Annotated in this window: 27 protein-coding genes; 19 read left to right on the forward strand and 8 right to left on the reverse strand. The window is 72.1% G+C overall.

Annotated features, from left to right (window positions below; translation table 11 throughout):
- The first annotated feature begins 113 nt into the window (after positions 1-113).
- A complete protein-coding gene (locus ACFQE5_RS12555; RefSeq protein WP_379585070.1) occupies positions 114-1,334 on the forward strand; it encodes an alpha-hydroxy acid oxidase in 1,221 nt (406 codons plus the stop codon).
- A 44-nt stretch (positions 1,335-1,378) separates the two neighbouring features.
- Positions 1,379-1,675: an antitoxin gene (locus ACFQE5_RS12560; RefSeq protein ID WP_379585071.1), complete on the forward strand. Its 297-nt coding sequence runs from the start codon at positions 1,379-1,381 to the stop codon at positions 1,673-1,675.
- A gap of 55 nt (positions 1,676-1,730) precedes the next feature.
- On the opposite strand, the gene ACFQE5_RS12565 is transcribed toward ACFQE5_RS12560, so the two are convergent.
- The 4 genes from ACFQE5_RS12565 to ACFQE5_RS12580 are packed head-to-tail and all read right to left on the reverse strand — an operon-like array spanning position 1,731 to position 4,427.
- A complete protein-coding gene (locus ACFQE5_RS12565; RefSeq protein ID WP_379585072.1) occupies positions 1,731-2,099 on the reverse strand; it encodes an HAD-IA family hydrolase in 369 nt (122 codons plus the stop codon).
- On the reverse strand, positions 2,099-2,905 hold the full coding sequence (locus tag ACFQE5_RS12570) for an ABC transporter permease (protein WP_379585221.1): 807 nt from the start codon (positions 2,903-2,905) through the stop codon (positions 2,099-2,101). The genes ACFQE5_RS12565 and ACFQE5_RS12570 overlap by 1 nt, the downstream gene beginning before the upstream one ends.
- A 2-nt stretch (positions 2,906-2,907) precedes the next feature.
- Positions 2,908-3,966, reverse strand: coding sequence for an ABC transporter ATP-binding protein (locus ACFQE5_RS12575; RefSeq protein WP_379585073.1), 1,059 nt, complete (start codon positions 3,964-3,966; stop codon positions 2,908-2,910).
- Positions 3,963-4,427 carry a MarR family winged helix-turn-helix transcriptional regulator gene (locus ACFQE5_RS12580; RefSeq protein WP_379585074.1) on the reverse strand — a complete coding sequence of 155 codons (465 nt, stop codon included), beginning with the start codon at positions 4,425-4,427 and terminating at the stop codon, positions 3,963-3,965. Before ACFQE5_RS12580 ends, ACFQE5_RS12575 begins: the two co-directional genes overlap by 4 nt.
- 101 nt (positions 4,428-4,528) lie before the next feature.
- On the opposite strand from ACFQE5_RS12580, the gene ACFQE5_RS12585 reads away from it, so the two are divergent.
- A complete protein-coding gene (locus tag ACFQE5_RS12585; protein WP_379585075.1) occupies positions 4,529-5,017 on the forward strand; it encodes an Rv3235 family protein in 489 nt (162 codons plus the stop codon).
- 150 nt (positions 5,018-5,167) lie between these two features.
- Here ACFQE5_RS12585 and sodN read toward each other — a convergent pair whose 3' ends face one another.
- Complete coding sequence (gene sodN / locus ACFQE5_RS12590; protein ID WP_449301271.1) at positions 5,168-5,578, reverse strand: superoxide dismutase, Ni; 411 nt, start codon at positions 5,576-5,578, stop codon at positions 5,168-5,170.
- A 95-nt stretch (positions 5,579-5,673) separates the two neighbouring features.
- On the opposite strand from sodN, the gene ACFQE5_RS12595 reads away from it, so the two are divergent.
- The 14 genes from ACFQE5_RS12595 (at position 5,674) to ACFQE5_RS12660 (ending at position 17,881) form a co-directional block, all read left to right on the forward strand.
- Complete coding sequence (locus ACFQE5_RS12595; RefSeq protein ID WP_379585076.1) at positions 5,674-5,991, forward strand: S26 family signal peptidase; 318 nt, start codon at positions 5,674-5,676, stop codon at positions 5,989-5,991.
- Between the two features lie 296 nt (positions 5,992-6,287).
- Positions 6,288-7,496, forward strand: a complete 1,209-nt coding sequence (locus tag ACFQE5_RS12600) for an NAD(P)-dependent malic enzyme (protein WP_379585077.1) — start codon at positions 6,288-6,290, stop codon at positions 7,494-7,496.
- A gap of 216 nt (positions 7,497-7,712) precedes the next feature.
- On the forward strand, positions 7,713-10,295 hold the full coding sequence (locus tag ACFQE5_RS12605) for a putative bifunctional diguanylate cyclase/phosphodiesterase (protein ID WP_379585078.1): 2,583 nt from the start codon (positions 7,713-7,715) through the stop codon (positions 10,293-10,295).
- 111 nt (positions 10,296-10,406) lie between these two features.
- Positions 10,407-11,498 (forward strand): ABC transporter ATP-binding protein, encoded by a 1,092-nt coding sequence (locus ACFQE5_RS12610; protein ID WP_379585079.1) that lies wholly within the window; start codon positions 10,407-10,409, stop codon positions 11,496-11,498.
- Positions 11,499-11,511: 13 nt separating this feature from the next.
- On the forward strand, positions 11,512-12,168 hold the full coding sequence (locus ACFQE5_RS12615) for an ABC transporter permease (RefSeq protein WP_379585080.1): 657 nt from the start codon (positions 11,512-11,514) through the stop codon (positions 12,166-12,168).
- Positions 12,165-12,884, forward strand: a complete 720-nt coding sequence (locus ACFQE5_RS12620) for an ABC transporter permease (RefSeq protein ID WP_379585081.1) — start codon at positions 12,165-12,167, stop codon at positions 12,882-12,884. The genes ACFQE5_RS12615 and ACFQE5_RS12620 overlap by 4 nt, the downstream gene beginning before the upstream one ends.
- 22 nt (positions 12,885-12,906) lie before the next feature.
- Positions 12,907-13,830: an ABC transporter substrate-binding protein gene (locus tag ACFQE5_RS12625; protein WP_379585082.1), complete on the forward strand. Its 924-nt coding sequence runs from the start codon at positions 12,907-12,909 to the stop codon at positions 13,828-13,830.
- A 53-nt stretch (positions 13,831-13,883) separates the two neighbouring features.
- Positions 13,884-14,513 (forward strand): hypothetical protein, encoded by a 630-nt coding sequence (locus tag ACFQE5_RS12630; protein WP_379585083.1) that lies wholly within the window; start codon positions 13,884-13,886, stop codon positions 14,511-14,513.
- A gap of 21 nt (positions 14,514-14,534) precedes the next feature.
- The gene (locus ACFQE5_RS12635; protein ID WP_379585084.1) at positions 14,535-14,975 is read left to right on the forward strand and encodes a hypothetical protein; all 441 of its coding nucleotides are present in this window, start codon (positions 14,535-14,537) and stop codon (positions 14,973-14,975) included.
- Positions 14,976-15,120: 145 nt separating this feature from the next.
- A complete protein-coding gene (locus ACFQE5_RS12640) occupies positions 15,121-15,921 on the forward strand; it encodes an MOSC domain-containing protein (protein WP_379585085.1) in 801 nt (266 codons plus the stop codon).
- A gap of 122 nt (positions 15,922-16,043) precedes the next feature.
- On the forward strand, positions 16,044-16,496 hold the full coding sequence (locus tag ACFQE5_RS12645; RefSeq protein WP_379585086.1) for a helix-turn-helix transcriptional regulator: 453 nt from the start codon (positions 16,044-16,046) through the stop codon (positions 16,494-16,496).
- Positions 16,408-16,986: an SIS domain-containing protein gene (locus ACFQE5_RS12650; protein ID WP_379585087.1), complete on the forward strand. Its 579-nt coding sequence runs from the start codon at positions 16,408-16,410 to the stop codon at positions 16,984-16,986. The genes ACFQE5_RS12645 and ACFQE5_RS12650 overlap by 89 nt, the downstream gene beginning before the upstream one ends.
- Positions 16,983-17,219, forward strand: coding sequence for a HypC/HybG/HupF family hydrogenase formation chaperone (locus ACFQE5_RS12655; protein ID WP_379585088.1), 237 nt, complete (start codon positions 16,983-16,985; stop codon positions 17,217-17,219). The genes ACFQE5_RS12650 and ACFQE5_RS12655 overlap by 4 nt, the downstream gene beginning before the upstream one ends.
- Entirely contained in the window at positions 17,216-17,881 is a 666-nt protein-coding gene (locus ACFQE5_RS12660; RefSeq protein WP_379585089.1) for a D-sedoheptulose-7-phosphate isomerase, read from the forward strand. Before ACFQE5_RS12655 ends, ACFQE5_RS12660 begins: the two co-directional genes overlap by 4 nt.
- Positions 17,882-17,921: 40 nt before the next feature.
- Here ACFQE5_RS12660 and ACFQE5_RS12665 read toward each other — a convergent pair whose 3' ends face one another.
- Complete coding sequence (locus tag ACFQE5_RS12665; RefSeq protein ID WP_379585090.1) at positions 17,922-18,845, reverse strand: SDR family oxidoreductase; 924 nt, start codon at positions 18,843-18,845, stop codon at positions 17,922-17,924.
- Positions 18,846-18,995: 150 nt separating this feature from the next.
- Here ACFQE5_RS12665 and ACFQE5_RS12670 point away from each other — a divergent pair, with 150 nt between their 5' ends.
- Both ACFQE5_RS12670 and ACFQE5_RS12675 read left to right on the forward strand, forming a co-directional pair.
- Entirely contained in the window at positions 18,996-19,421 is a 426-nt protein-coding gene (locus ACFQE5_RS12670) for a hypothetical protein (protein WP_379585091.1), read from the forward strand.
- A complete protein-coding gene (locus tag ACFQE5_RS12675; RefSeq protein ID WP_379585092.1) occupies positions 19,418-20,971 on the forward strand; it encodes a multicopper oxidase family protein in 1,554 nt (517 codons plus the stop codon). Before ACFQE5_RS12670 ends, ACFQE5_RS12675 begins: the two co-directional genes overlap by 4 nt.
- A gap of 66 nt (positions 20,972-21,037) precedes the next feature.
- On the opposite strand, the gene hypE is transcribed toward ACFQE5_RS12675, so the two are convergent.
- Positions 21,038-22,138 carry a hydrogenase expression/formation protein HypE gene (hypE, locus tag ACFQE5_RS12680; protein ID WP_379585093.1) on the reverse strand — a complete coding sequence of 367 codons (1,101 nt, stop codon included), beginning with the start codon at positions 22,136-22,138 and terminating at the stop codon, positions 21,038-21,040.
- A complete protein-coding gene (gene hypD, locus ACFQE5_RS12685) occupies positions 22,135-23,262 on the reverse strand; it encodes a hydrogenase formation protein HypD (protein ID WP_379585094.1) in 1,128 nt (375 codons plus the stop codon). Before hypD ends, hypE begins: the two co-directional genes overlap by 4 nt.
- Position 23,263 lies beyond the last annotated feature (1 nt).

A 23,263-nucleotide genomic window follows, 5' to 3' on the forward strand; every position in this document is an offset into this window, starting at 1 on the left:
CAGCGAACGCCACCGCCGCTGGGGCCAGCCCCAGCACCGCGCCGCTGCATGATTACACCGATGTCATGCACCAACCCGGCGAACCTTCGTGGTCACGGCACTAGGGTGGGTTCATGGTGCAGCGCCGGATTCCCCGTCCCGCGGACCTGCGACCGCTGCTGCGGCCCGCCCCGATCCTGCGGAACGGGACCGAACGAAGGCTCGCCCGCGCCGCGTCCATCGGCGACCTGCGGGCGATCGCCCGCCGCCGCACCCCACGCGCCGTCTTCGACTACGCCGACGGGGCCGCCGACGGCGAGCTGAGCCTGGAACGGGCCCGGCGGGCGTTCGCCAGGGTCGAGTTCCAGCCGACGGTGTTGCGCGACGTGTCGCTGATCGACACGGGCCGCACCATCCTCGGCGCGCGGGCCGCGCTGCCGTTCGCCTTCGCGCCGACGGGGTTCACCCGGATGATGCATCACGAGGGCGAGCGGGCGGTGGCGGCCGTCGCCGAGCAGGCCGGAATCCCCTTCACGCTGTCCACGATGGGTACCACCACGATCGAGGCCGTCGCCGCGTCCGCGCCCGGTGCCCGCCGGTGGTTCCAGCTCTACCTCTGGCGGGATCGGGCGCCGGCCAAGGACCTCGTGCAGCGCGCCGCCGAGGCCGGCTACGACACGCTGCTGCTCACCGTCGACACCCCCGTCGCCGGGGCCCGGTTGCGCGATGTGCGCAACGGGTTGAGCGTGCCGCCCGCGCTGAGCCTGCGGACGTTCGTCGATGGTGCGCTCCACCCGCGCTGGTGGTTCGACCTGCTCACCACCGAACCGCTGACCTTCGCCAGCCTGAGCTCCACCGACGGCAGCGTCGCGGGTCTGGTCAACCGGGTCTTCGACCCCGCGTTGACCATGGACGACATCGCCTGGCTGCGCGGGATGTGGCACGGCAAGTTGGTGATCAAGGGCATCCAGAGCGTGGCCGACGCGCGCCGGGTGGTCGATGTGGGCGTCGACGGGGTGCTGCTGTCCAACCATGGCGGGCGCCAGCTCGATCGGGCGCCGGTGCCGCTGGAGCTGGTCGCACCGGTGGTCGCGGAGGTCGGCGACCGGGCCGAGGTGCTCGTCGACACCGGGGTCACGCACGGCGGCGACATCGTGGCGGCCATCGCGCTCGGCGCCAGGGCCGCCCTGGTCGGACGCGCCTACCTCTACGGGCTGATGGCGGGCGGGCAGCGCGGGGTGGCGAAGGCCGTCGAGATCCTGGCCGCGCAGATCGTGCGAACGCTGCAGCTCATCGGTGTCACCAGGGTCGACGAACTCCGGCCACATCATGTGCGTATTCGGCCGAACGGATGACGCTCGCGCTGCGCGCCCGCGGGCGGGGCCTCATTGTGGTCGGCATGGGTTTCTTGGACAAGGCCAAGCAGCTGCTGGGTATGCACGACGACAAGGTCGACGCGGGCCTGGACAAGGCGGCCGAGGTCGCAAAGGGCCGATACCCCGGCCACGAGGAAAAGATCGATTCGGCGGTCGACAAGATGAAGGGGGCGACGGGCCAGGGCGACACGACCGCGGCCCCGCCGCCGGCCGAGGCGGTCCCGGGAGCACCGCCGACGCCGCCGGCCGGCTCGCAGGAGCACCTGCCGCCCCAGCCTCCGCGGAGCGAGCAGCCTCCGCCGGGTGACCGGCCCGGCTGAGCGTCGGGTCACCTCGCCAGCGGGACCTGCGGCGCGCAGCTGCGGGTTCCGCTCGTCAGAGCCCGAGCAAGATCTCCAGTTCGGCGACGGTGGTGTGCGGGTCCTCGTGGCGGACGATCACCGCACCGGCGGCCCGCGCCCCGGCGAGGTTCGCGGGCAGGTCGTCGACCACCACGCAGTCCGGCACCGGCAGGCCCAGCAGGTCTGCGGTGGCCCGGAACGCTGCGGGATCCGGTTTGCGTGCGCCACCGGTAGGCCCGAGCACGACGACGTCGAACAGGGCGGCGCAGTCGGCCGGCACGCCGGTGGCCTCGGACAGCAGCGCGGTGCGCACCCCGGCGGCGCGGGCCCGCCGGACGATGGCGAGCACGGCCTCGCCGTCGGTGAGCACCCCGCCGTAGTCCATGATCAGTCCGCGGAGCATCAGTCGAGCGCGCGCCGTAGAAAGCCGCGGATGCCCAGCAGCGCCAGCACGAGGACCGATGTTGCGGCGACGACGACGCACAGCCACAGCGGCAGGTGCGGAACCTGTGGCACCAGGGCCGCGCGCACCCCCTCGCTCACGTACGTCAGCGGGTTGAGTGCCGAGATCACCTGGAACCAGCGCAGATCGGCGAGGGAGTTCCAGGGGTACTGCACGGACCCGGTGAACATGAGCGGGGTGAAGATCACCGCGAACAGGACGTTGATCCGCCGCGGGGGTACGGCGGTGCCGATGACCATGCCCATCGTCGCGCCCAGCAGCGCTCCCAGCACGACCATCACCAGCGCTGGGCCGATCCCGGACGCCGGCCAGTGCGCGTCGACCATCAACAGCCCGATCGGCACCATGAGCACGCTGGCCACGATCCCGCGCAGCGCCGCATAGACGATCTTCTCGACGGCCACGAGCGGGATCGGCATCGGGGCGAGCAGCCGGTCCTCGATCTCGCGGGACCAGGAGAACTCGAAGACCAGCGGGAACGCCACGGCCTGCAGCGCGGCGAACATCGCGTTCATGGCCAGCAGGCCGGGCAGCATGATCGAGCCGTAGTCGGGCGAGACGAACCCGCCGCGGCCGAGCACGACGACGAACACCAACAGGAAGAAGAACGGCTGGATGAGCACCTGCGCGAGGAACGCGGGCAGCTCCTTGCCGGTGACGTACACGTCCCGGCCCAGGACCGCGCGAAACGTGCGCCAGGGGCCGGTGGGGGCGATGCGCGCGGGCACCTGCCCGTTGCCGGTCATGGTCACCGCAGATCCCTCCCGGTCAACGAGATGAAGACGTCCTCGAGACTCGGCTCGCCCAGGGAAAGGTCGCTGACCTGGGCATCGAGCGAGCTCAGCTGCGCGACGACCGGGCCGACGAGGGCGGCGGGCTCGGTGTCGACATAGAGCCGCAGCCGGATGTCGGTGCCGGGAGCGGTGGGCGCGGGCGGCGCGGCGATCCGGCCGGGGCCGTCCACCCGCTGCGGCCCGCCCGGCAACGGCGCGGACACCGTGGCCGCGGCAAGCTGTTCGACGCGTTCGACCCCCGGCAGCTCGAACAGCCGGGCGACGAGGTCGTCCCCGGGCCTGCTTCCCGGTGCGACGGTGACCTCGACGGTGCCGCAGCCGGGCAGCGACCGGATCAGCCCGGCCGGTGTGTCGAGCGCGAGCAGCCTGCCGTGGTCGACGATGCCGACCCGGTCGGAGAGCTTCTGGGCCTCGTCCATGTCGTGGGTGGTGAGCACGATCGTGACGCCCTCGTCGCGCAGCTTCCGCACCTGGTCGTGCACGAACAGCCGGGCCTGCGGGTCCAGCCCGGTCGACGGCTCGTCGAGGAAGAGCACCTCGGGCCGGTGCATGAGCCCTCGGGCGATCATCACTCGCTGGCTCTGTCCGCCGGAAAGATCATCGGCCATTGCCTTGGCCTTGTCCCGCAGGCCCATCCGATCCAGCAGCGCGTCGGCTCGGCGGTTGCGCTCGGCCCGTCCGACGCCGTGGTAGGCGGCATGGAAGACCAGGTTGTCGCGTACCGAGAGCGAACGGTCGAGGTTCACCCGCTGCGGGACGACCGCGAGCCGCGACCGCACAGCGACGGCGTCGGCGACCACGTCCAGACCCGCGATCCGCGCGCTCCCGCCGGTCGGGAGTACTCGGGTGGTGAGCACCCCGACGGTCGTGGTCTTCCCGGCGCCGTTGGGGCCGAGCAGCCCGAACACCTCGCCGCGCTCGACGGCGAAACTCAGCCCGTCCACCGCGTTGGCCGGGCTCTTCGGATAGCGCTTCACCAACTCGCGAACCTCGACGGCCGGTTCTCTCGTCACGACTCCCCCTCGTCCTTGATCGCATCGAGCACCCCGAGCAGGTACTGCCGGATGATCTCGGCCTGATCGGGTGGCGGATGCGGCAGCTTCTCCCGGAAGGCGGTCACCACCTGGGCGAACGCGGCTACCAGCCGGTCCCGGCCGGCCTCGGTGAGCGACAGCCGGACGACCCGCCGGTCGTGGCGGTCGCGCTCGCGGCGCAGCTGCCCGGCCTCCTCCAGGGCATCGATCACCGGGGTCAGCGTGGCGGGGGTGACCCCGAGGCGGCCGGCGAGCTCCCGATGGGAGAGGCCCTCGCAATGGCCCAGCACGCCGAGCACGCCGATCGACGTCGAGGTGAGCCCCTGGGCGGCGACGGCGCGCTGGTAGTGGCAACCGACCGCGCGGCCGGTCCACACCAGCAGCTTGCCCAGCGGCATCCGGTCCGGTCGGCTCTCGAAGAAGGCCTCGGCGGTGGTCACAGCACTAACCGTATGGCGCTTAACCATATGGCAGCAAATAGTATGGGGTGTTTCGGAGGCAATTCGCCCCCGCGTCCGGTTCGCCCCCGCACGCTCGTCCCATGACGACCGCCGCGCTCGCCGCCCCCGGTCCGCGAGGTTCCGAGCAGCGCCGCCCCCGGCTGCGCCGGCTCCAGTACGAACCGGATCCCGCGCCGGACGGCGCGCAGCTGGCGCTGGCCACGGTGCGGCCCGCGCCGTCGGTCCCGCTGCCGCGGCCGCAACCCACCCTGGAGGACGGAGCCGCCCGGCGCCGGGCGAGGCAGGTCCTGCAGTTCGTGCTCGAGGTCCTCGATGGGCGCCGCCCTGCGCCGCATCTCGAGCCGTACGTCGCGCCGGCGGTGCTGCGCTACGTGACGGCCGCCGTTGACCGGCCCGATCTGCGCCACGACCGGGCGGGGCGGCTGTGCTCGCTGCGGCTCGACCTGCCCCGCACGGGGGTCGCCGAGACCGCCGCGGTGTGCCGGTTCGGCGGCCGGATCCGCGCCCTGGCCGCGCGCTTCGAGCTCGACGACGGGGGATGGCGCTGCACGGCGCTGCGGCTCGGCTGACCGCGGTGCGCCGCGGTGCCGGCCCTCGCCCGGAGGCCTGGCTCAGCGCGGCGAACTCGCCGCCCGTCCCAGATACCTGCGCCAACGACAAGCGGCGCCGACCGACGGGGTGTGCTCCCGTAGCCGGCGCCGCCTTCGAGGCTCGGGGGGTCAGGCCGCCTGCTTGGTCTCCCAGAAGATCTTGTCGATCTGGGCGATGTAGTCCAGCAGCTCCTGGCCGGTCTTCGGGTCGTTCGACGACTTGGTGCCGGCCGCTCCCGCGGCCTTGGTGGCCTTGTTGAACAGCTCGTGCAGTTGGGGGTACTTCTCGAAGTGCGGGGGCTTGAAGTAGTCGGTCCACAGCACCCACAGGTGGTGCTTGACCAGTTCGGAGCGCTGCTCCTTGATCTCGATCGCCCGCGCCCGGAACGTCGGGTCGTCGTTGGCCTGGTACTTCTCCTGGATCGCCTTCACCGACTCGGCCTCGATCCGGGCCTGCGCCGGGTCGTACACGCCGCAGGGGAGGTCGCAGTGCGCGGTGGCCTCCAGCCGCGGGCGGAGAATGCGGGACAGAATCCGCATGGGTCCTCCCTGGATAGTGATCGTTCTGGCTGGGCCAACACTACCCTCGGGCTCGGTGCGGAGCAGACCAGAGACGGCGGGAGGGTGGCCCCGGGATGGGTCGATGGCGGCGGGTCGCGGTGCGCGGCCCGTCGATGGCCCCGACGCTGAGCGACGGTGACGTGGTGCTCGTCCGGTTCGGTTCTGTCGTCACCCCCGGCGATGTGGTTCTCGTCCGCTGGGCGGGCCGGCCGGACCAGCTGTCGGTGAAGCGCGCCGAGCGTCGCGAGGTGGACGGATGGTGGGTGCTCGGCGACAACCCCGACGGCTCCACCGACTCCCGTCAGCTCGGCGCCGCCGAGGTGCTCGCCGTGGTCCGGCGACGGCTCTGGCCGCGACCCGGGCGGCTGCGGGCCAGGCCCATCTCGCGGTGATCGACGTTCGGGAGCGGCGAGCCGCGACAGCCGCGGTTCCCGCTGCCGAGATGATGATCATGGGTGGGAAAGCACCGCGTGACGGAGCCTACGGACGAAAACGGCCAACCGCGGCTATCATCTGGCGTTATCCGACCGCCGAACCCCCGAGGCACGCGCTGCGCCATCCCGCGGCGGGCCTGAGGGTCGTCCGGCACCGCGAAAGGGCCGATACCCGCGACCTCCGGTGCACGGCAAGTGGGCGCACGAGGCGCCTCGTTACATCGCACCGAAGGAACCGAGGGAAGAGGCCTTCCATGACGACCGCTCCCGAGCGGCTGAGCGCAACCCACGTCCCGGCCCGCCACGCTGATCCGCGCCTGGGTGACCCGACGCGTGCGGAGATCTTCGAAGCTCATCGCGGTGGCAAGCTCGCCACCGGCCTCACCGCACCGCTGCGCGATCCCCGCGATCTCGCCATCGCCTATACGCCGGGAGTCGCCGAGGTCAGCCGGGAGATCGCCGCCGATCCTGGCCAGGCCGCCCACTACACCTGGGCCAACCGGCTCGTCGCCGTGGTCAGCGACGGGACCGCGGTGCTCGGCCTCGGCAACATCGGCCCGCGCGCCGCGCTGCCGGTGATGGAGGGCAAGTCGGCCCTGTTCAAGACGTTCGCCCAGCTCGACTCGATCCCCATCGTGCTGGACACGACCGACGTCGACGAGATCGTCGAAACCCTGGTGCGGCTGCGCCCGAGTTTCGGCGCGGTCAACCTGGAGGACGTCGCGGCGCCCCGCTGCTTCGAGTTGGAGGCCAAGCTGATCGAGGCGCTCGACTGCCCGGTCATGCACGACGACCAGCACGGCACCGCGATCGTGCTGCTCGCGGCCCTGCGCGGCGCCTGCGCCGTCGGCGGCCGGGACCTGACGCGGCTCAAGGTCGTCATCTCCGGTGCGGGCGCGGCCGGGGTGGCGTGCGCCAGGATCCTGCTTGCCGCGGGGGTGACCGACGTCATCCTGCTCGACTCCCGCGGAGTGCTCACCGCGGACCGGGGCGGGGTCAAGGGCGAGCTCGCCGCGATCTCCAACCCGCGCGGGGTCACCGGCGGTATCACCGAGGCGCTGACCGGCGCGGACGTGTTCGTCGGCCTGTCCTGCGCCCGGGTGCCCGAGGAACTGGTGGCCGCGATGGCACCGGACGCCATGGTGTTCGCGCTGTCCAACCCGGACCCGGAGGTGCATCCGGATGTCGCGGCGCGTTACGCGGCCATCGTCGCGACCGGCCGCAGCGACTACCCGAACCAGATCAACAACGTGCTCGCCTTCCCGGGGGTCTTCCGCGGTGCGCTGGATGCCGGCGCGCGCCGGATCACCGAGCGGATGAAGCTCGCCGCGGCGGAGGCGATCTTCTCGGTCGCCGCCGACGATCTGGCCGCCGACCGGATCGTTCCGAGCCCGTTCGACCCGCGGGTGGCACCAGCGGTCGCCGCCGCGGTCGCCGCCGCGGCGGATACCCACTCCGGGTAGTGATCTTTACGCTGCGTACCCGCCCGTTCGCGGGTCATTAGCCCGACCAGGCGGATTGGGCGGATCGACCGGGCGAGTCCGTCGTTGTGCTGGATGGAACATCAGCACAGCGGTGGGGGAGCCATGGGTCAGCGCAGCGACCGAGCGGTTCGGCACGGCGAGTCCGACCTTTCCCCCGGGGACCGTGCGGGCGGCTCGCCGGTGACGTCCGGCCCCGTGACCCGCGCGGATCTGCGGCGGTCCGAACAGGCCCTCGGCGGAGGGCTGCGCCCCGAGACGCTCCGGTTCGCGAGCCAGCTCGCCAGGGCGATCTCCCGGCGCCCCCGGGTCGCCGAACCGCAGGGCGCCGCCGTGCCCCCGGCCGCCGTGGTCGCCGCCGAGGTCGCCGTCCCGGCGCCGGTCGAGCCCAGGACCGAGCCGTATCCGCCACGGCCGGTCCCTCCGGCCGAGGCCGGGAGCGGCGAGGTCGCGCTCCCGGCGACCCCCGCGGTGGTGTGCGACCGCTCCGGGCGGCTGCTGCAGGCCAACCCTGCCTTCTGGCGGCTCGCGGGCAGGCGGCTCGACGAGCCCAGGGACAGCCCGCTGGGCCTGCGTCTTCCGCAGCTCCTCGTCGGTTCGGACGCCGATGCCCGGCTCCTGCGGACCGACCGCGCGCTGGTGCGGGTCCGGGCGATCCGATGGGAGCTGTCCGGTGACCGGCAGATGGTGCTGCTGGTCGAGCTGGACGACCACGCCGCCCACTGCTGGACGGCCGAACTGGAACGGCTCGCGGGGGCCGGCACCTGGAGCTACGACCTCGGCACCGCGAGGCTCACCCGGAGCGAGACGCTGCTGGAGCTCTATCGTTCGGTGGGCATCGACCCCGACGCCGGGCCGGGACCGATCGAGGGCGAGCAGGTGGCGCTGCTGTGTCAGGCGCTGCGCGCCGGGGCCCGGGCGCCGGACCATCACGTCGATCTCCCGCTGCCCGGTGATCGGGTACTGACCTGCCGCGCGTACGTCGAACGAGCCCAGGACGGCACCCCGGTCCGGCTGATCGGCACGGTCCGCGGCCAGGGCGCCGAGTGGCTCGCCGACAGCCGGGTGGGCACCCACGGCGAGCGTTTCGCCGACCTGATGGCCCTCGTACCCAACGGAATCGGCCTGATCGATCCGAGCGGCCGGATCATCGACGCCAACCCCGCGCTGTGCGCGCTGCTCGACGTTCCGCTGGAGCGGCTGCGCGGCAGCATGGCCGGTTCGCTCGCAGCGGAGCCCGAGCAGCTCGGTCCCGACGGTCTCCCCGACTGGCTGCGCCGGGTGCCGCCGGGTGCCGCGCACGCCTACCGGCTCGCGGCGGTGCCGTTGCTGCGCGGCGACGGCACCCGAGTGTGGTGCGAGGTCGGGGTGTCGATGACCCCGGCCGACGACGGGAGCGTCCACTGGCTGCTCGCCTGCACCGATATCGACGAGCGCAGGCGGGCGGCCGAACTGCTGCGCACCGCCGGGACCGTCGACGAGCTGACCCGGTTGCCGAACCGGGCCGCCGCGCTGGAGCTGGTCGACGGGCTGCTGGCCGGCCCGGCGCGCGACCAGGTCGCGCTCGTCTGCGGCGACCTCGACGACTTCGCACGCGTCAACTCGTCCCTGGGGCATGAGGCGGGCGACGACCTGCTCGTGAGGCTGGCCGGGCGGCTGCAGCGGGAGCTGCCGTTCGGCTGCACCGCGGCGCGGCTGTCCGGTGACGAGTTCGTCGTCATCTGCGCCGACCATGGGGAGGCGGGCGGTCCGGACGCGCTGGCGCGCACGGTGGCCGACCTGCTGCGCACCACGGTGACGGTGCACGGCAGGCCGGTGCATCTCACCGCGTCGGTCGGGCTCGCGACACCCGCACCGCAGGACGACGGGACCCCGATCAGGGCCGCCGACCTGCTGCGCTTCGCCGAGGTCGCGATGCACGAGGCGAAGCGGCGCTCCCGCGGCGGCATCGGGATCGCCACCGACGGCGTCGTGCGCTCCGCGACCGGGCAGCTCGAGCGGGAGGCGGAACTGCGCGCGGCGATCGCGGACGACCGGTTGGTGCTGGAGTACCAGCCGGTCGTCGCCCCGGACGGGACGGTGCTGACCGCGGAGGCGCTGGTGCGGTGGCCGCATCCGGAGCACGGCCTGATCTCCCCGGCCGAGTTCCTGCCCGTCGCCCAGCGGGGCGGCCTGCTGCGCGAGCTCGACCTGTGGGTGCTGCGCACGGCGGCGCGGGAGGCCGCGAGCTGGCCGCTGCACCGGGACCGTCCGGTGGCGGTGGCCGTCAACCTGGCCGGGCTGCTGCCGGCCGACCCGGGCTTTCTCGATCTCGTCACGGCGGCCGTCGAACAGGCCGGTCTGGCGTGGGACCGGCTGGTGTGCGAGCTGGTGGAGACGAGCCTGGTCGCGCTGCCGCCGCACGCGCTGGCCGCGATGGCGGAGCTGGCGGGCCGGGGCGTGCGGTTCGCCGTCGACGACTTCGGCACCGGCTACTCGTCGCTGGCCCGGCTCAAACAGCTGCCCGCGCAGACGGTGAAGGTCGACCGGGCGTTCGTCGCCGGCGTCGGGAACGATCCGGCTGACTTCGCCGTGGCCCGGGCCGTCGTTGACATGGCGCGGGCGATGGGCCGCTTTACGGTCGCGGAGGGCGTCGAGACGACCGAGCAGTTTCATGTGCTGCGCGGGATCGGGGTGGACGCCTACCAGGGTTGGTTGTTCTCCAGGCCGCTGCGTGCCGACGCGATGCGCGCGCTGCTGTCCGGCGACCGGCTGCCCACGCCGGCGCTCGTCGACGGCTAGGTTCTTGATCGCAGTCCGGTCACGGTGCTCGCAGCTGTCGCTCGACCGGGCTAGCCTCGGGCGAACGGGACGGTCGGCAAGCGATCGTCCGCGATCACGGAGGTCACCCGGATGATCGAGTTCCGGGAGGTGACCAAGCGGTTCCCCGACGGCACGACAGCGGTCGACCGGCTCAGTCTCGTCGTCGACGCGGGCCGGATCACGGTGTTCGTCGGCCCGTCGGGCTGCGGTAAGACGACCTCGCTGCGGATGGTCAACCGGATGATCGAGCCGACCGCGGGCACGATTCTGGTCGACGGCACGGACATCGCCTCCCGCGATCCGGCGCGGCTGCGGCGCGGCATCGGCTACGTGATCCAGCAGGCGGGGCTGTTTCCGCACCGCACGATCCTGGACAACGTGGCGACCGTGCCGATGCTGCTCGGCTGGGGCAAGCGGCGTGCCCGCGCCCGGGCCGTCGAGCTGATGGACCTGGTCGGGCTGGCCCCGGAGCTGGCCAAGCGCTACCCCGCCCAGCTCTCCGGTGGCCAGCAGCAGCGGGTCGGGGTGGCCAGGGCGCTGGCCGCCGACCCGCCCGTGCTGCTCATGGACGAACCGTTCAGCGCGGTCGACCCGGTGGTGCGGGCGAGCCTGCAGGACGAGCTGCTGCGGCTGCAGTCGGAGCTGGGTAAGACGGTCGTGTTCGTCACCCACGACATCGACGAGGCCGTCAAGCTCGGGGACAAGGTCGCGGTGTTCCGCACCGGCGGGGTGCTCGCCCAGTACGACGAGCCGGGGGTGTTGCTGTCCCGGCCCGCCGACGGCTTCGTCGACTCCTTCGTCGGCCGCGACCGCGGCTACCGCGGGCTCAGCTTCGTGTCCTGCGACGGGCTGCCCATCGGCGAGCTGCCCACGGTCCGGGTGGGCGAGCCGGCGCCGCCGGAGGGCTGGACGTTGGTCGTGGACGGCGATCGCCGCCCGCTCGGCTGGTTCGACGGCGGCGCCGCGGGCGGCGCCCCGGTGGACCCGGACGATCTGGTCCCCGGCGGATCGCTGTACGACACCGGTGCGGGCTCGCTGCGCGCCGCGCTCGACGCCGCGCTCTCCTCGCCGTCGGGCCGCGGCGTGGCCGTCGACGACGAGGGCCGGGTGCTCGGCTCCGTCGGCGCCGACGACGTGCTGGCGGCGCTCGCCGACGCGCGCCGAGCCGGGGCGGCGGTGTGAACCAGGTGTCGACGTGACCTGGGTGTCGGGCAACCTGGAGCTCATCCGGGAGCTGACCATCCAGCATCTCGGGTTGTCGCTGCCCCCGCTGCTGTTCGGGCTGCTCATCGCGCTCCCGCTGGGCTGGCTGGCGAACCGGACGCGGGCCGGCCGGGCGGTGCTGGTCAACGCCGCCGGGCTGCTGTTCACGATCCCGTCGCTGGCGCTGTTCGTGCTGTTGCCCGTCGTGCTCGGCACCCAGATCCTCGATCCGGTCAACGTGATCGTCGCGCTGACCATCTACACCGTGGCGCTGCTCGTACGCACCGTCGCCGACGCCCTCGCCGCCGTCCCACAGGTGGTGGTGAACGCGGCCACCGCGATGGGCTTTTCGCCGGTGCGCCGGTTTCTCGCCGTTGAGCTGCCGATGGCGGTGCCGGTCATCGTCGCCGGGCTGCGGGTCGCCGCGGTCTCGGCGATCAGCCTGGTGACCGTCGGGTCGGTGATCGGGTTCGGCGGGTTGGGCCGGATGTTCACCGACGGCTTCCAGCGCGACATCCCCCAGGAGATCACCGCGGGCATCGTGCTGGTACTGGCGCTGGCGCTGGCGCTCGACGGATTGCTGCTGGCGCTCGGCCGGGTGCTGACCCCGTGGGCCCGCCTGCGGCAGACCGCGGGGAGCGGGGCATGAACTACGTCGGCTGGCTGTTCGACCCCGCGCACTGGCCGGGCCCGCAGGGCATCGCGGCGCGGCTGGTGGAACACCTCGGCTACACGGTGCTGACGCTGCTCATCGCGATGGCCGTGGCCATCCCGCTGGGCGCCTGGATCGGGCACAGCGGCCGGGGCGGGTTCCTCGTGGTGGGCTCGGCCAACGGGCTGCGCGCGCTGCCGACACTCGGGTTGCTGGTGCTGCTGGCCGGGTTCATCGGGATCGGCCTGCTCGGGCCGCTGGTCGCGCTGGTCATCCTGGCCATCCCGCCGGTGCTGGCCGGCACCTACGCCGGGGTGCGTAACGTCGACCCCGCCGTCGTCGACGCCGCGCTGGGAATGGGGATGCGGGGCCGGGCGGTGCTGCTGCGCGTCGAGCTGCCCAACGCGCTGCCCTTGATGATCGGCGGGGTCCGCAGCGCGGTCCTGCAGGTGATCTCGACGGCGACGATCGCCGCGTACGTCGCCCTCGGCGGGCTCGGCCGGTTCATCATCGACGGGCTGGCCGTCCGGGACTACCCGCAGATGATCGCCGGTTCGATCCTCGTCGCGCTGCTGGCGATCGTCGCCGACCTGGTGCTGGCCGGGCTGCAGAAGCTCCTGGTCTCCCCGGGACTGCGCGCCGTTCCCGGGCGCCGCGGGCCGCGCGCCGTCCCCGCCCCGAAGACCGCCGACCCCGCCGCGCGGGCGGCCTGATCCCGACCCGGGAGGAGACCCGATGAGACGCTCCATGATCTTCCGCGGCCTCGTGCTGCTGGCCGCCGGCGCGCTGGCGCTGACCGCGTGCGGCGGCGGCGGTAACCCCCTCGACGGCGGCGCGGGCACGACCGCGTCCGCCGAGAAGATCATCGTCGGCTCGGCGAACTTCACCGAGAGCCAGATCCTCGCCGAGATCTACGCCCAGGCGTTGCAGGCCAAGGGCGTCCAGACCGAGATGCGGGCGAGCATCGGCAGCCGGGAGACCTACTACCCCGGGCTGCAGGACGGGTCGATCGACCTGATCCCCGAGTACACCGGCGTGCTGCTGCAGTACCTGAACCCGAGCGCGCCGCAGACCCAGCCGGACGAGGTCTACACCGCGCTGCAGGCCGCGCTGCCGCAGAACCTCATCGTGCTGGACAAGTCGAGCGCCGAGGACAAGGACGCCGTCGTCGTCACCCGCGACACCGCCACCCGGCTGAACGTGACCTCGATCGCCGACCTCGCGCCGCGCTGCGGCGAGCTGGTCTTCGGCGGCCCGCCGGAGTTCCAGACCCGGCCCGACGGCATCCCCGGCCTGGCCACGACCTACGGCTGCACCTTCAAGGAGTACCGCTCGCTCGACGCCGGCGGCCCGCTGACCGTTGCCGCGCTGCGCAACGGTGATGTGCAGGCCGCGGACCTGTTCACCACCGATGCCTCGATCCCGGCCAACGACTTCGTCGTGCTCGACGATCCGAAGAACAACTTCGCCGCGCAGAACGTCGTCCCGTTGATCAACAAGGCCAAGGCGAGCGACACCGCGAAGCAGGTGCTCAACGCCATCTCGGCCAAGCTCACCACCGAGGAACTGAGCAAGCTCAACGCCGAGGCGGCCTCGGACACCAAGCCGAGCCCCGCGACCGTCGCGAAGAACTGGCTCGCCGCCAACGGGCTGGCATAGGTCCTGACCCGACGTCGTGTCGGGTTCGGATGTCGGCTGCGGGGTGGCACGGGTTGCCCGGCATCGACGGCGGCGGTCGCGCTGCGGCCGCCGCCGCGCCCTCGATCGCCGGGAGCGTTCGGAGCGAGTGTCACCGTTCGGGTCGGCGTCGTGATCTCGTCCGATCGCGATCCTGGCGATACGTCCGCGTCTCGGGTGCCGGATCAGATCGACGGGGACAGGGCACGATCGGTGAATATTGGTGGACGTGCGCGGCTCCTGGCCTGTGCCGCGGCGGTGCGCAGGCCTCGACGCCGTGGGGTGCATGCGGAAACAGCACCCCGGAGTCGAAGGAGGTTGCCCATTACTCCGCATCACCGCGGATCAACTACCACCTCCGCTGTGGAAATGTCAAATACGGGTATCGACATATCGTCGCGAACCACCGAGCTGATTTCGAGAACAGGGCGGCAGGGACTTATCAGAACTGGCGCGATGTCGCGGATCTGGCCATGGATGCCATTTCTCGTGACCCGGACAAGGCGGTTCCGAGGGGCGGAGGTAAAGCCTGTCTGTCGCGTGTCATCTTCCTGCGCAACGTGCGGACCAACCAGGTCGTTCGGCAACGGATTGTCAGGATGATCGTGGCGGTCGATCACAACAACATCATCACTGCATTTCCCCACGACAGGCAGTTTCGGTAGGTGGCTATGAGCGAGGTTCAAGTGATCGACGTCGACATGTCCGATCCCCAGGCCCTCAGGTCGGAGCTTCTTCGGTTTCTGGAGGGGGACGGGTTCACCTTCACCGCGATCGAATCGACCGAGAGTCTGGAGGTCGGCTCGGACATCGAGAACCACTTCAGGGATACACCCGTGTTCGACCTCCCCGCGGACCTGCTGCGGGAGTACCTGGAATTACAGGGACGCCGGTACTATGCGCACTATCCAGACCCCATGGCGGAAGCGCTCTCGATGACGCAGATCCACGCGATGGGGGCGCTCGGCAGCGTTTCCGGTGACTGCGGAAACCTGGTGCGCCGCCTGGGTTTCCGGCGGACCGAGGACGGGGACGTCGAGTTCTTCGTGGAGAAGGGTCCTACGCCGCCGCCACCGGACTACGGGGAGGGTGAGTTCGGATGGTTCGCCGACCCGCCCACCGGCTGATCCGCCGTCCGCGGCTCGGGCCGGTCCGGCCACGGGTCTCGCGCCACCGGCGTCCCGGTCGATAGGTTCCGCGGGGATCTGCTCGTTCGGGTGAACCCCGTCGGCGGTGCCCGGCCGCCGGTCCGCGAGGGTGTGAGGAGTACGGATGAAGGTCGCAGCGCTGCGCCGCTACCCGGTCAAGTCGATGCTCGGCGAAGACGTCGCGTCGCTCGCGGTCGACGAGCGCGGAGCCGACGGCGACCGCAGGCTGGCCCTGCTCGACGTCGAGACCGGGCGGGTGGCCACCGCCAAGCACCCGCGGCGGTGGCGGCGGCTGCTGTCGTACGCCGCGCGCCGCGGGCCCGACGGGGTCACCATCACGCTGCCGGACGGGCGCCAGGTGACCGCCGACGACCCCGGGATCGACGAGCTGCTCTCCGACCTGCTCGGCCGCAAGGTGCACCTGGCCGGGGAGCGGCCGGCCGGGGCGGAGGTCGAGCGGCCCGCCCCGGAGGACGTGCTGGAGCACGGCGTCGACGCCGAGGTCGACTACCAGCTCCTGGAGATCTCCCAGGGCGCCCCGGGCGCCACCTTCGTCGACTACGCGCCGCTGCACCTGGTCACCACCGGCACCGTGGACGCGATCGGCGTCGAGACCCTGCGGTACCGGCCCAATCTGGTGGTCAGCACGCCGCCCGACTTCGCCGCCTACGCCGAGACCGACTGGGTGGGCCGGGAGATCCGGATCGGCGAGGTCCGGGCCCGGGGCATCCTGCCGACCCCGCGGTGCTCGGTACCCACGCTGGAGCACGGCGAGCTGGGGCGGGCCCCGCAGGCGCTGCGGGCGCCGATCGCGCAGAACAAGGTGGACGTGCCCGGGTTCGGGGTGCTGCCCTGCGTCGGGGTGTATCTGGAGGTGCTGGAGCCCGGGACGGTCCGGACCGGGGACCCGGTCCGGGTGAGCTGAGAAGCGACCATCCGCGCTGCGCGTCGGCCTGACGGCAGCCGCCAGCTATCTTGTGATTCCCCTCACCTGGTGGAAGCATCGGGCGGACGATCCGTTCACCAGCGCTGACCCGGGGACCGTCGATGGCCGAACTGGAGCCGAGGAACTTCCTCCAGCCGTGTCTGCTGCTGCTCCTTCGGGAACGCCCCGATCACGGCTACGAGCTGGCGGCGCGGTTGCGACCGATGCACGACGGTGACGGCGACGCGGGCGGCGTCTACCGGGCGCTGCGTGGTCTGGAACGCCAGGGGCTGGTCCGCTCGGAATGGCAGACCTCCGACGTCGGCCCGGCCCGGCGGACCTACCACCTGACCGCCGACGGCGTGGCGCACCTCGACGCACAGGCGCAGGGACTCGAACGCATCCATCAGGTACTGCACGTCTTCCTGGACCGATACGCCCGGGTGGTGGCCGCCGACCGGCGGTTCGGACGCGAGGGGGTGGGTGATGAGCGCTGTCACGACCGCGGTGACAGCCGAGACCGTGAGGGCGGTGTTCGCCCGGCGTACCGCGCCGGTCGCCGCGCTGGGTACTGACGCCGACGCACTGGCGGCGGCCTGCCACGCGATGGCGCAGCGGTTTCACCGCGGTGGGCGGCTGCTCGCCATGGGAACGGGCCCGGCGGCGGCCGACGCGGCACACGTCGTCGTGGAGTTCGTGCACCCGGTGATCATGGGTAAGCGGGCGCTGCCCGCGTACGGGCTGCCGGACGGCGGATCCGCGACCACCGTGGCGATGTTCGGTGGGCCGGATGACATCGCGCTGGCGTTCTCCCCGGACGGGGCATCGGCGCGGCACGCGGAGGCGCTCGCGCAGGCAGCGCGGTCGGGGATGTTGACCGTGGCGCTGCTCGGCGCCGGAGCCGACGGCAGCGGCGGCGTGATGGCGCGAGTGCCGGGACTCGACCACGTGATCGTCGTGCCGTCGGCCGACGCTCGCGTGGTCCGCGAAGCCCACGTGACCGCCTACCACGTGTTGTGGGAGCTCGTGCACGTCTTCCTCGACGCCCCGGAGGTGCTGACATGAACCACTCCCGCCAGCCCTGTGCGGGGCCGACCTGCATCACCTGCGCGGATGTCGCCGTCGAGGCGACCGTGCTTCAGTTGCTCGACGACGGGCTCGCCCTGGTCGACCCGGGCGGCGGGGCAGCCGAGGAGATCAGCGTCGCGCTGGTGGACGCGCGGCTGGGCGACGTCCTGCTGGTGCACGCCGGCGAGGCGATCGCGGTGTCGCATCGGGCGTCGGAGGCGGACCGATGACGACCGAGTCGCTGTACCCCTTCCTGTACGCCGGTTCCGCCGACCGCGCCGAGCTGCTCGCGGACGTGGCGCGCTCGACCCGGGAGAAGGTCGCCGAGATCGAGCGGCTGCGTGCGGAGGTGCTCGCCGCCGCGGCCGGGTCGCTGGCGGCATGCGCGACCGCGGTGGCCGAGCGGTTCGCCCGCGGCGGCAGGCTGTACGTCTTCGGCAACGGCGGTTCGAGCACGGACGCGCTGGCCGTCGCCTCGCTCTACGTCGATCCGGGCCCCGGACGGCGTCCACTTCCGGCGGTGGCCCTACCCGGCGACGTCGCCACGCTGACCGCGCTCGCCAACGACGTCGGGTTCGAGGTCGTCTTCGCCCGTCCGCTGGCCGCCGCCGGCCGGCCGGAGGACATCGCGCTCGCGCTGTCGACCAGTGGCGGGTCGGCGAACGTGCTGCGGGGGCTGGCGGCGGCGCACGAGCGCGGGATGCTGACCATCGGGCTGGCCGGCTACTCCGGCGGTCAGATGGCCGAGGCCGCCGAACGGGGCGAGATCGACCACCTGTTCGTCATGCCCTCGGCGTCGGTGCACCGCATCCAGGAGGCGCAGACCACCGTCTACCAGGTGCTCTGGGAGCTCGTCCACTCCGCCCTGGCCCCGCCCCCTGTGAGTGCGTAACAGTGTTCTAACACTGTTACGCACTCACAGGGGGCGCTGATCAGCGGTAACCCGTCGCGTCGGCAGGCTTCCCGGCGTCCTGTACCTCGACGAGGTAGCGCCATGCGTCGGGGGCGGAGCCGTCAAGATCGGTGAAGCCGTAGACCTGCGCCAGCGCCCCACTCGACGTCGACTCCCCGTTCCACCGCGCCCGCTCCGGATCGGCCGCGAGCGCCACCACCGCGCGTCCGACGAAATGCGGGGTCTCGGAGATGACGAAATGCGGCTGCGCCGCGCACGCGTCCTGCCAGTTCTCCTCGGTGACGCCGAACAGATCGAGCATGAGCTCCGAGCGCAGCCAACCCGGGGTCAGCGCGATCGCCGTCGCACCGTGCCCGGCGAGTTCGTGCGCCCAGCTGCGGGCCAGCCGGATCGGCGCGATCTTGGCGAGGTCGTAGTAGACGTTGATCCGGTAGTTCTCGGCGTTGTAGGCGGCGGTGCCGTCGGTGACCTCGACGACGAGTCCGCCGGGGCGCCGGATGAGCAGCGGGAACGCGAACCGGCTCGTGATCAGGTGGGTGTCGATCGCCAGGCGCAGCAGACGCAGTCCGTCGTCGAGCGAATGCTCCCAGACGGGCTTGTTCCAGTCCGCCAGGACGTCGCCCCCGAAGATGTCGTTGACGAGAATGTCGAGCCCGCCCTGCTCCGCGTCGATCCGCGCGACGAGGGCCTCGACCTGCTCGGGCACCAGATGATCGACCGGTATGGCGATGCCGGTGCCGCCCGCCGCGGTGACCAGTTCTCCGGTCTCCTCGATGGTCTCGGGCCGGTCGTACTCGGAGCGCCGCTCGCGGGTGGAGCGGCCCGTCGCGTACACGATGGCCCCGGCTGCGCCGAGCTGCACCGCGATCCCGCGCCCTGCACCCCTGGTCGCGCCCGCGACCAGGGCGACCTTTCCGGCAAGCGGTTGCTCCTGGGTAGTCATGACCGCGATCGTGCCGAACTCGCCCGGTGAGTGCCTACCAGCGCGACAACACCGTGATGCACTCATGGGCGTGCGCTCAGCGCATTCTCCGGGTCCGGCCAGGGCCATCCCTGATATATCCGCCGGTCGCGGCCCATAGCGTCCGCGGACGTGGACACCGTTGCCCCAGCGCCGCCCGCTCCGGCGGTCCCCGCCCGGCAGCCCCGCGCCAGCCTCTGGGCGTTGCGCGTCCTGCTGACCGGGCAGCTGCTCGCCGTGCTCGCCCAGCCGGTCCTGGCCGGGCTGTTCCTCACCGGCGACGTTGACGCGATCACCGGGCACGGGCTGATCGGCAGCCTGCTTCCCCTGCTCGGCCTGCTCGTGGTCGGCGGGGCGTCGGCCTACGTGCTCGGCGGCCGGGGACGGCTGTGGGTGCTGCCGGCGGCGGTGGTGCTGTTCCTGGCCGAGGGGCTCCAGGTGGGGATGGGTTACGCGCGGACTCTGCAGATGCACATCCCGCTCGGGGTGGCCATCGTGACGGTGTCCGTGCTGTCGACGATCTGGGTCTGGTCGTCGTCGGCTCGGCGGCCACGATGACCCTCTCCCGCCGGCGTTTCCTCGGCCTGCTGGGCGGCACGGCCGCGGTCGCGGGCCTGTCCGGATGCGGCGCGCTCGGCCTCGATACCCCTGCCGGGCAGACCGGAGACTCCCTGACCAGCGCTGTTGCCCTGCCCGAGCCGTACCGGGTGCCATTGCCGGTGCCACCGGTCGCCCGACCGGTCGGGACCATCGACGGTGCCGACCTCTACGAGATCACCCAGCGCAGCGCCGCCGCCGAGATCCTGCCCGGGCTGCGCACGACGATCTGGGGCTACGACGGGATCTTCCCCGGTCCGACCCTGGAGACCCGTAGGGGACGACCCGTCGTCGTCCGGCACCGCAACGAGCTGCCGGTCCCGACGGTCGTGCACCTGCATGGGGGGCACACCCCCGCCGAGTCCGATGGCTGGCCGCTCGACCTGGTGCTGCCGGTCGGGGACACCTCGAACTGGGCCCACGCCCACAACGGGATGGTCGGGACCATGGCTGCCGGGACGCGCGAGTACCGCTACCCGATGACCCAGCGCGCCGCGACGCTCTGGTACCACGACCACCGGATGGACTTCACCGGTCCCGCGGTCTATCGCGGCCTGGCCGGGATGCACCTCGTCCGGGACGATGTCGAGGACGCGTTGCCACTGCCCCGCGGCGACCGCGAGCTGCCGCTGCTGCTCTGTGATCGCGCGTTCAACGCCGACGGCTCGTTCCGCTACCCCGCGCTGGACCGCTCGCTGCGCACGCTGCCGGGGGTCGAGGACAACTGGATGGAGGGCGTCCTGGGTGACGTCGTGCTGGTGAACGGCGCGCCATGGCCGGTGCACGAGGTCGACGCGGCGCGGTACCGACTGCGTATCCTCAACGGCGCCAACGCCCGCCGCTTTTCGCTGGTACTGCAGGTGCCGGGCGGGCCGAACCTGCCGATGACCCAGATCGGATCGGACGGCGGGCTGCTCGCCGCGCCGCTGGTCCAGCAGCAGATCGACATCGCCCCGGCCGAGCGTTTCGACGTCGTGGTCGACTTCGGCGCGGTGCCGGTGGGCACCGCGGTCACCATGATCAATTCCCTGGGCTCCGGGTCGACCCGCGACGTGCTGCGGTTCCGGGTGGTCCGCGCCGCCGCGGACGACAGCCGGGTGCCCGAGCGGCTCGCCGACGTCGAACCGCTCGGGCGCGGGCCGGTGCGCCGCGAGTTCGTGTTCACCCGCGGAGCGGTGGGCGACCACCGCGGCTGGACGATCAACGGCCGCAGCTTCGATCCGAACCATGCGCTCGCCGAGGTCCCGCTCGGGCGGACCGAGGTGTGGCGGTTCCGCACCGACGTCCACCATCCGGTGCACGTGCACCTCGATCAGTTCCAGGTGCTGCACCGCAACGGGCGCGGGCCGGGCCGGTTCGACGCCGGCTGGAAGGACACCGTCGACATCCGGCCCGGGGAGGTCGTCGACGTCGCCGTGCGGTTCACCGACTACCTGGGCATGTTCGTCATGCACTGCCACAACCTCGAGCACGAGGACATGGCGATGATGGCGACGATTCGAACCATCTGAGGTGCGCTACCGCCCCTGTGAGTGCGTAACAGTGTTCTAACACTGTTACGCACTCACAGGGGCGCATCAGCAGATACGGGGGAGCGGGTCGCCGACGAGCAGGTCGACGATCCGGGTGCCGCCGAACGCCGTCCGCAGCATCACCAGCCCCGGTGGGTCGTCCCGCACGGCCCCGATCACCGCGGCTTCCGCCCCGAGCGGATGCGCCCGCAACGCGGCCAGCGCCGCATCGACCCGCTCGGGCGCGACCACCGCCACGAGCCTGCCCTCGGACGCGACGTACAGCGGGTCGATCCCGAGCAGCTCCGCGGCCCCGGTGACGATCGGGCGCACCGGAACGGACCCCTCGTCGAGCACCACCGCCACCTGCGAGGCCACCGCGACCTCGTTGCAGATCGTCGCGACGCCGCCTCGGGTGGCATCGCGTAGCAGCCGCACCCCCTCACCCACGGCATCGAGCAGAGCGGCGGTGAGGCCGTGCAACGGGGCGGTGTCGGAGCGGATGTCGGCGGAGATGTCCAGTTCGCCGCGGGCGAGCATGACGGTGATCCCGTGGTCGCCGATCGGCCCGGAGACGAGCACGACGTCGCCGGGGCGAGCCGCGCTCGCCGCCAGGCGCAGCGGGCGGTCCAGCAGCCCCACTCCCGCGGTGTTGATGTAGCAGCCGTCGGCCTTGCCCCGGTCGACGACCTTGGTGTCACCGGTGACGACCTGCACCCCCGCGGCCCGCGCGGCGGCGGCCATCGAGTCGACGACACGGTGCAGGTCGGCGACCGGGAAGCCCTCCTCGAGGATGAAGCCCGCGGACAGGTACAGGGGGCGGGCCCCGCACATCGCCAGGTCGTTCACCGTGCCGTTGACGGCGAGGTCGCCGATGTTCCCGCCGGGGAAGAACAGCGGTGCGACGACGAACGAGTCCGTGGTGAACGCGAGCCTGCCCGCCCCGGTGTCGAGCGACGCGCCGTCCTCGAGCTGCTCGAGCACCGGGTTGCGGAACGCCTCGACGAACACCGCCTCGATGAGCGTGTGGGTGGCCTTGCCGCCCGCGCCGTGCGCGAGCGTGATCCGTTCCTCCCGGATCTTCGGCCGGCGGGCGCGGACCTTGGCGATCCGCTCCAGCACCTGCTCCTCGCGGGAGGCCGCACCGGCGCGCTGCGAGGTGTTCACGTCCGGGTCGCCTCCCGGACGCGATTCCGGCTGAACCGGCCGAAGTTGTAGTACGCCGCGCAGGCGCCCTCGCTGGACACCATGCAGGTCCCGATCGGGGTCTCCGGGGTGCACGCGGTGCCGAACACCTTGCACTCCCACGGCTTGAGCACGCCCTTGAGCACCTCGCCGCACTGGCACGCCTTCGGGTCGGCCACCCGCACCCCGGGCACCTCGAAGATCCGCTCAGCATCGAAGCGCGCGTATCGCTCGCGCACCCGTAGCGCGGAATGCGAGATGAACCCGAGCCCGCGCCACTCGAAGTGGGGCCGCAGCTCCATCACCTCACCGATCACCTGCATCGCCTTGGGGTTACCCGCCCACGGCACGACGCGGGCGTACTGGTTCTCCACCTCGCAGCGGCCCTGGCTGACCTGAACCATGAGCCGGTAGACCGACTCCAGGATGTCCAGCGGCTCGAAGCCGGAGCAGACCAGCGGCTTGCCGTAGTCGCGCGCGACGTACTCATACGGTCGGCAGCCGATCACCGTCGACACGTGGCCGGGGCCGATGAACCCGTCCAGGCGCAGGTCGGGGGAGTCGAGGATGGCCTTGATCGCCGGAATGATCATGACGTGGTTGCAGAAGATCGAGAAGTTCCCGAGTCCCTCGGCCGCCGCGCGCAGCACGGTCATCGCCGTCGAGGGCGCCGTGGTCTCCATGCCGATCGCCATGAAGACCACGCGTTTGTCCGGGTTGCGCCGGGCGATCTTCAACGCGTCCAGCGGGGAGTAGACCATGCGGATATCGGCACCGGCGGCCTTGGAGTCGAAGAACGAGCCGCGGCCCCCCGGCACCCGCATCATGTCGCCGAACGAGGTCATGATCACGTCTGGCTGTTCGGCGATGGCGATCGCGTCGTCGACCCGGCCCATCGGGATGACGCATACCGGGCAGCCGGGGCCGTGTACCAGCGAGATCGTCTCGGGCAGGTAGTCCTCCAGCCCGTGCTTGTAGATCGTGTGCGTGTGCCCGCCGCAGACTTCCATGAACGTGTAGCGCCGCCCCGGCTCGCACAGCGCGGCGATCCGGGTGGACAGCGCCCGCGCGGTGGCGGCGTCGCGGAACTCGTCGACATATCGCACA

The sequence above is a fragment of the Pseudonocardia hispaniensis genome (genome assembly GCF_042658695.1).
Classification (GTDB): Bacteria; Actinomycetota; Actinomycetes; order Mycobacteriales; family Pseudonocardiaceae; genus Pseudonocardia; species Pseudonocardia hispaniensis.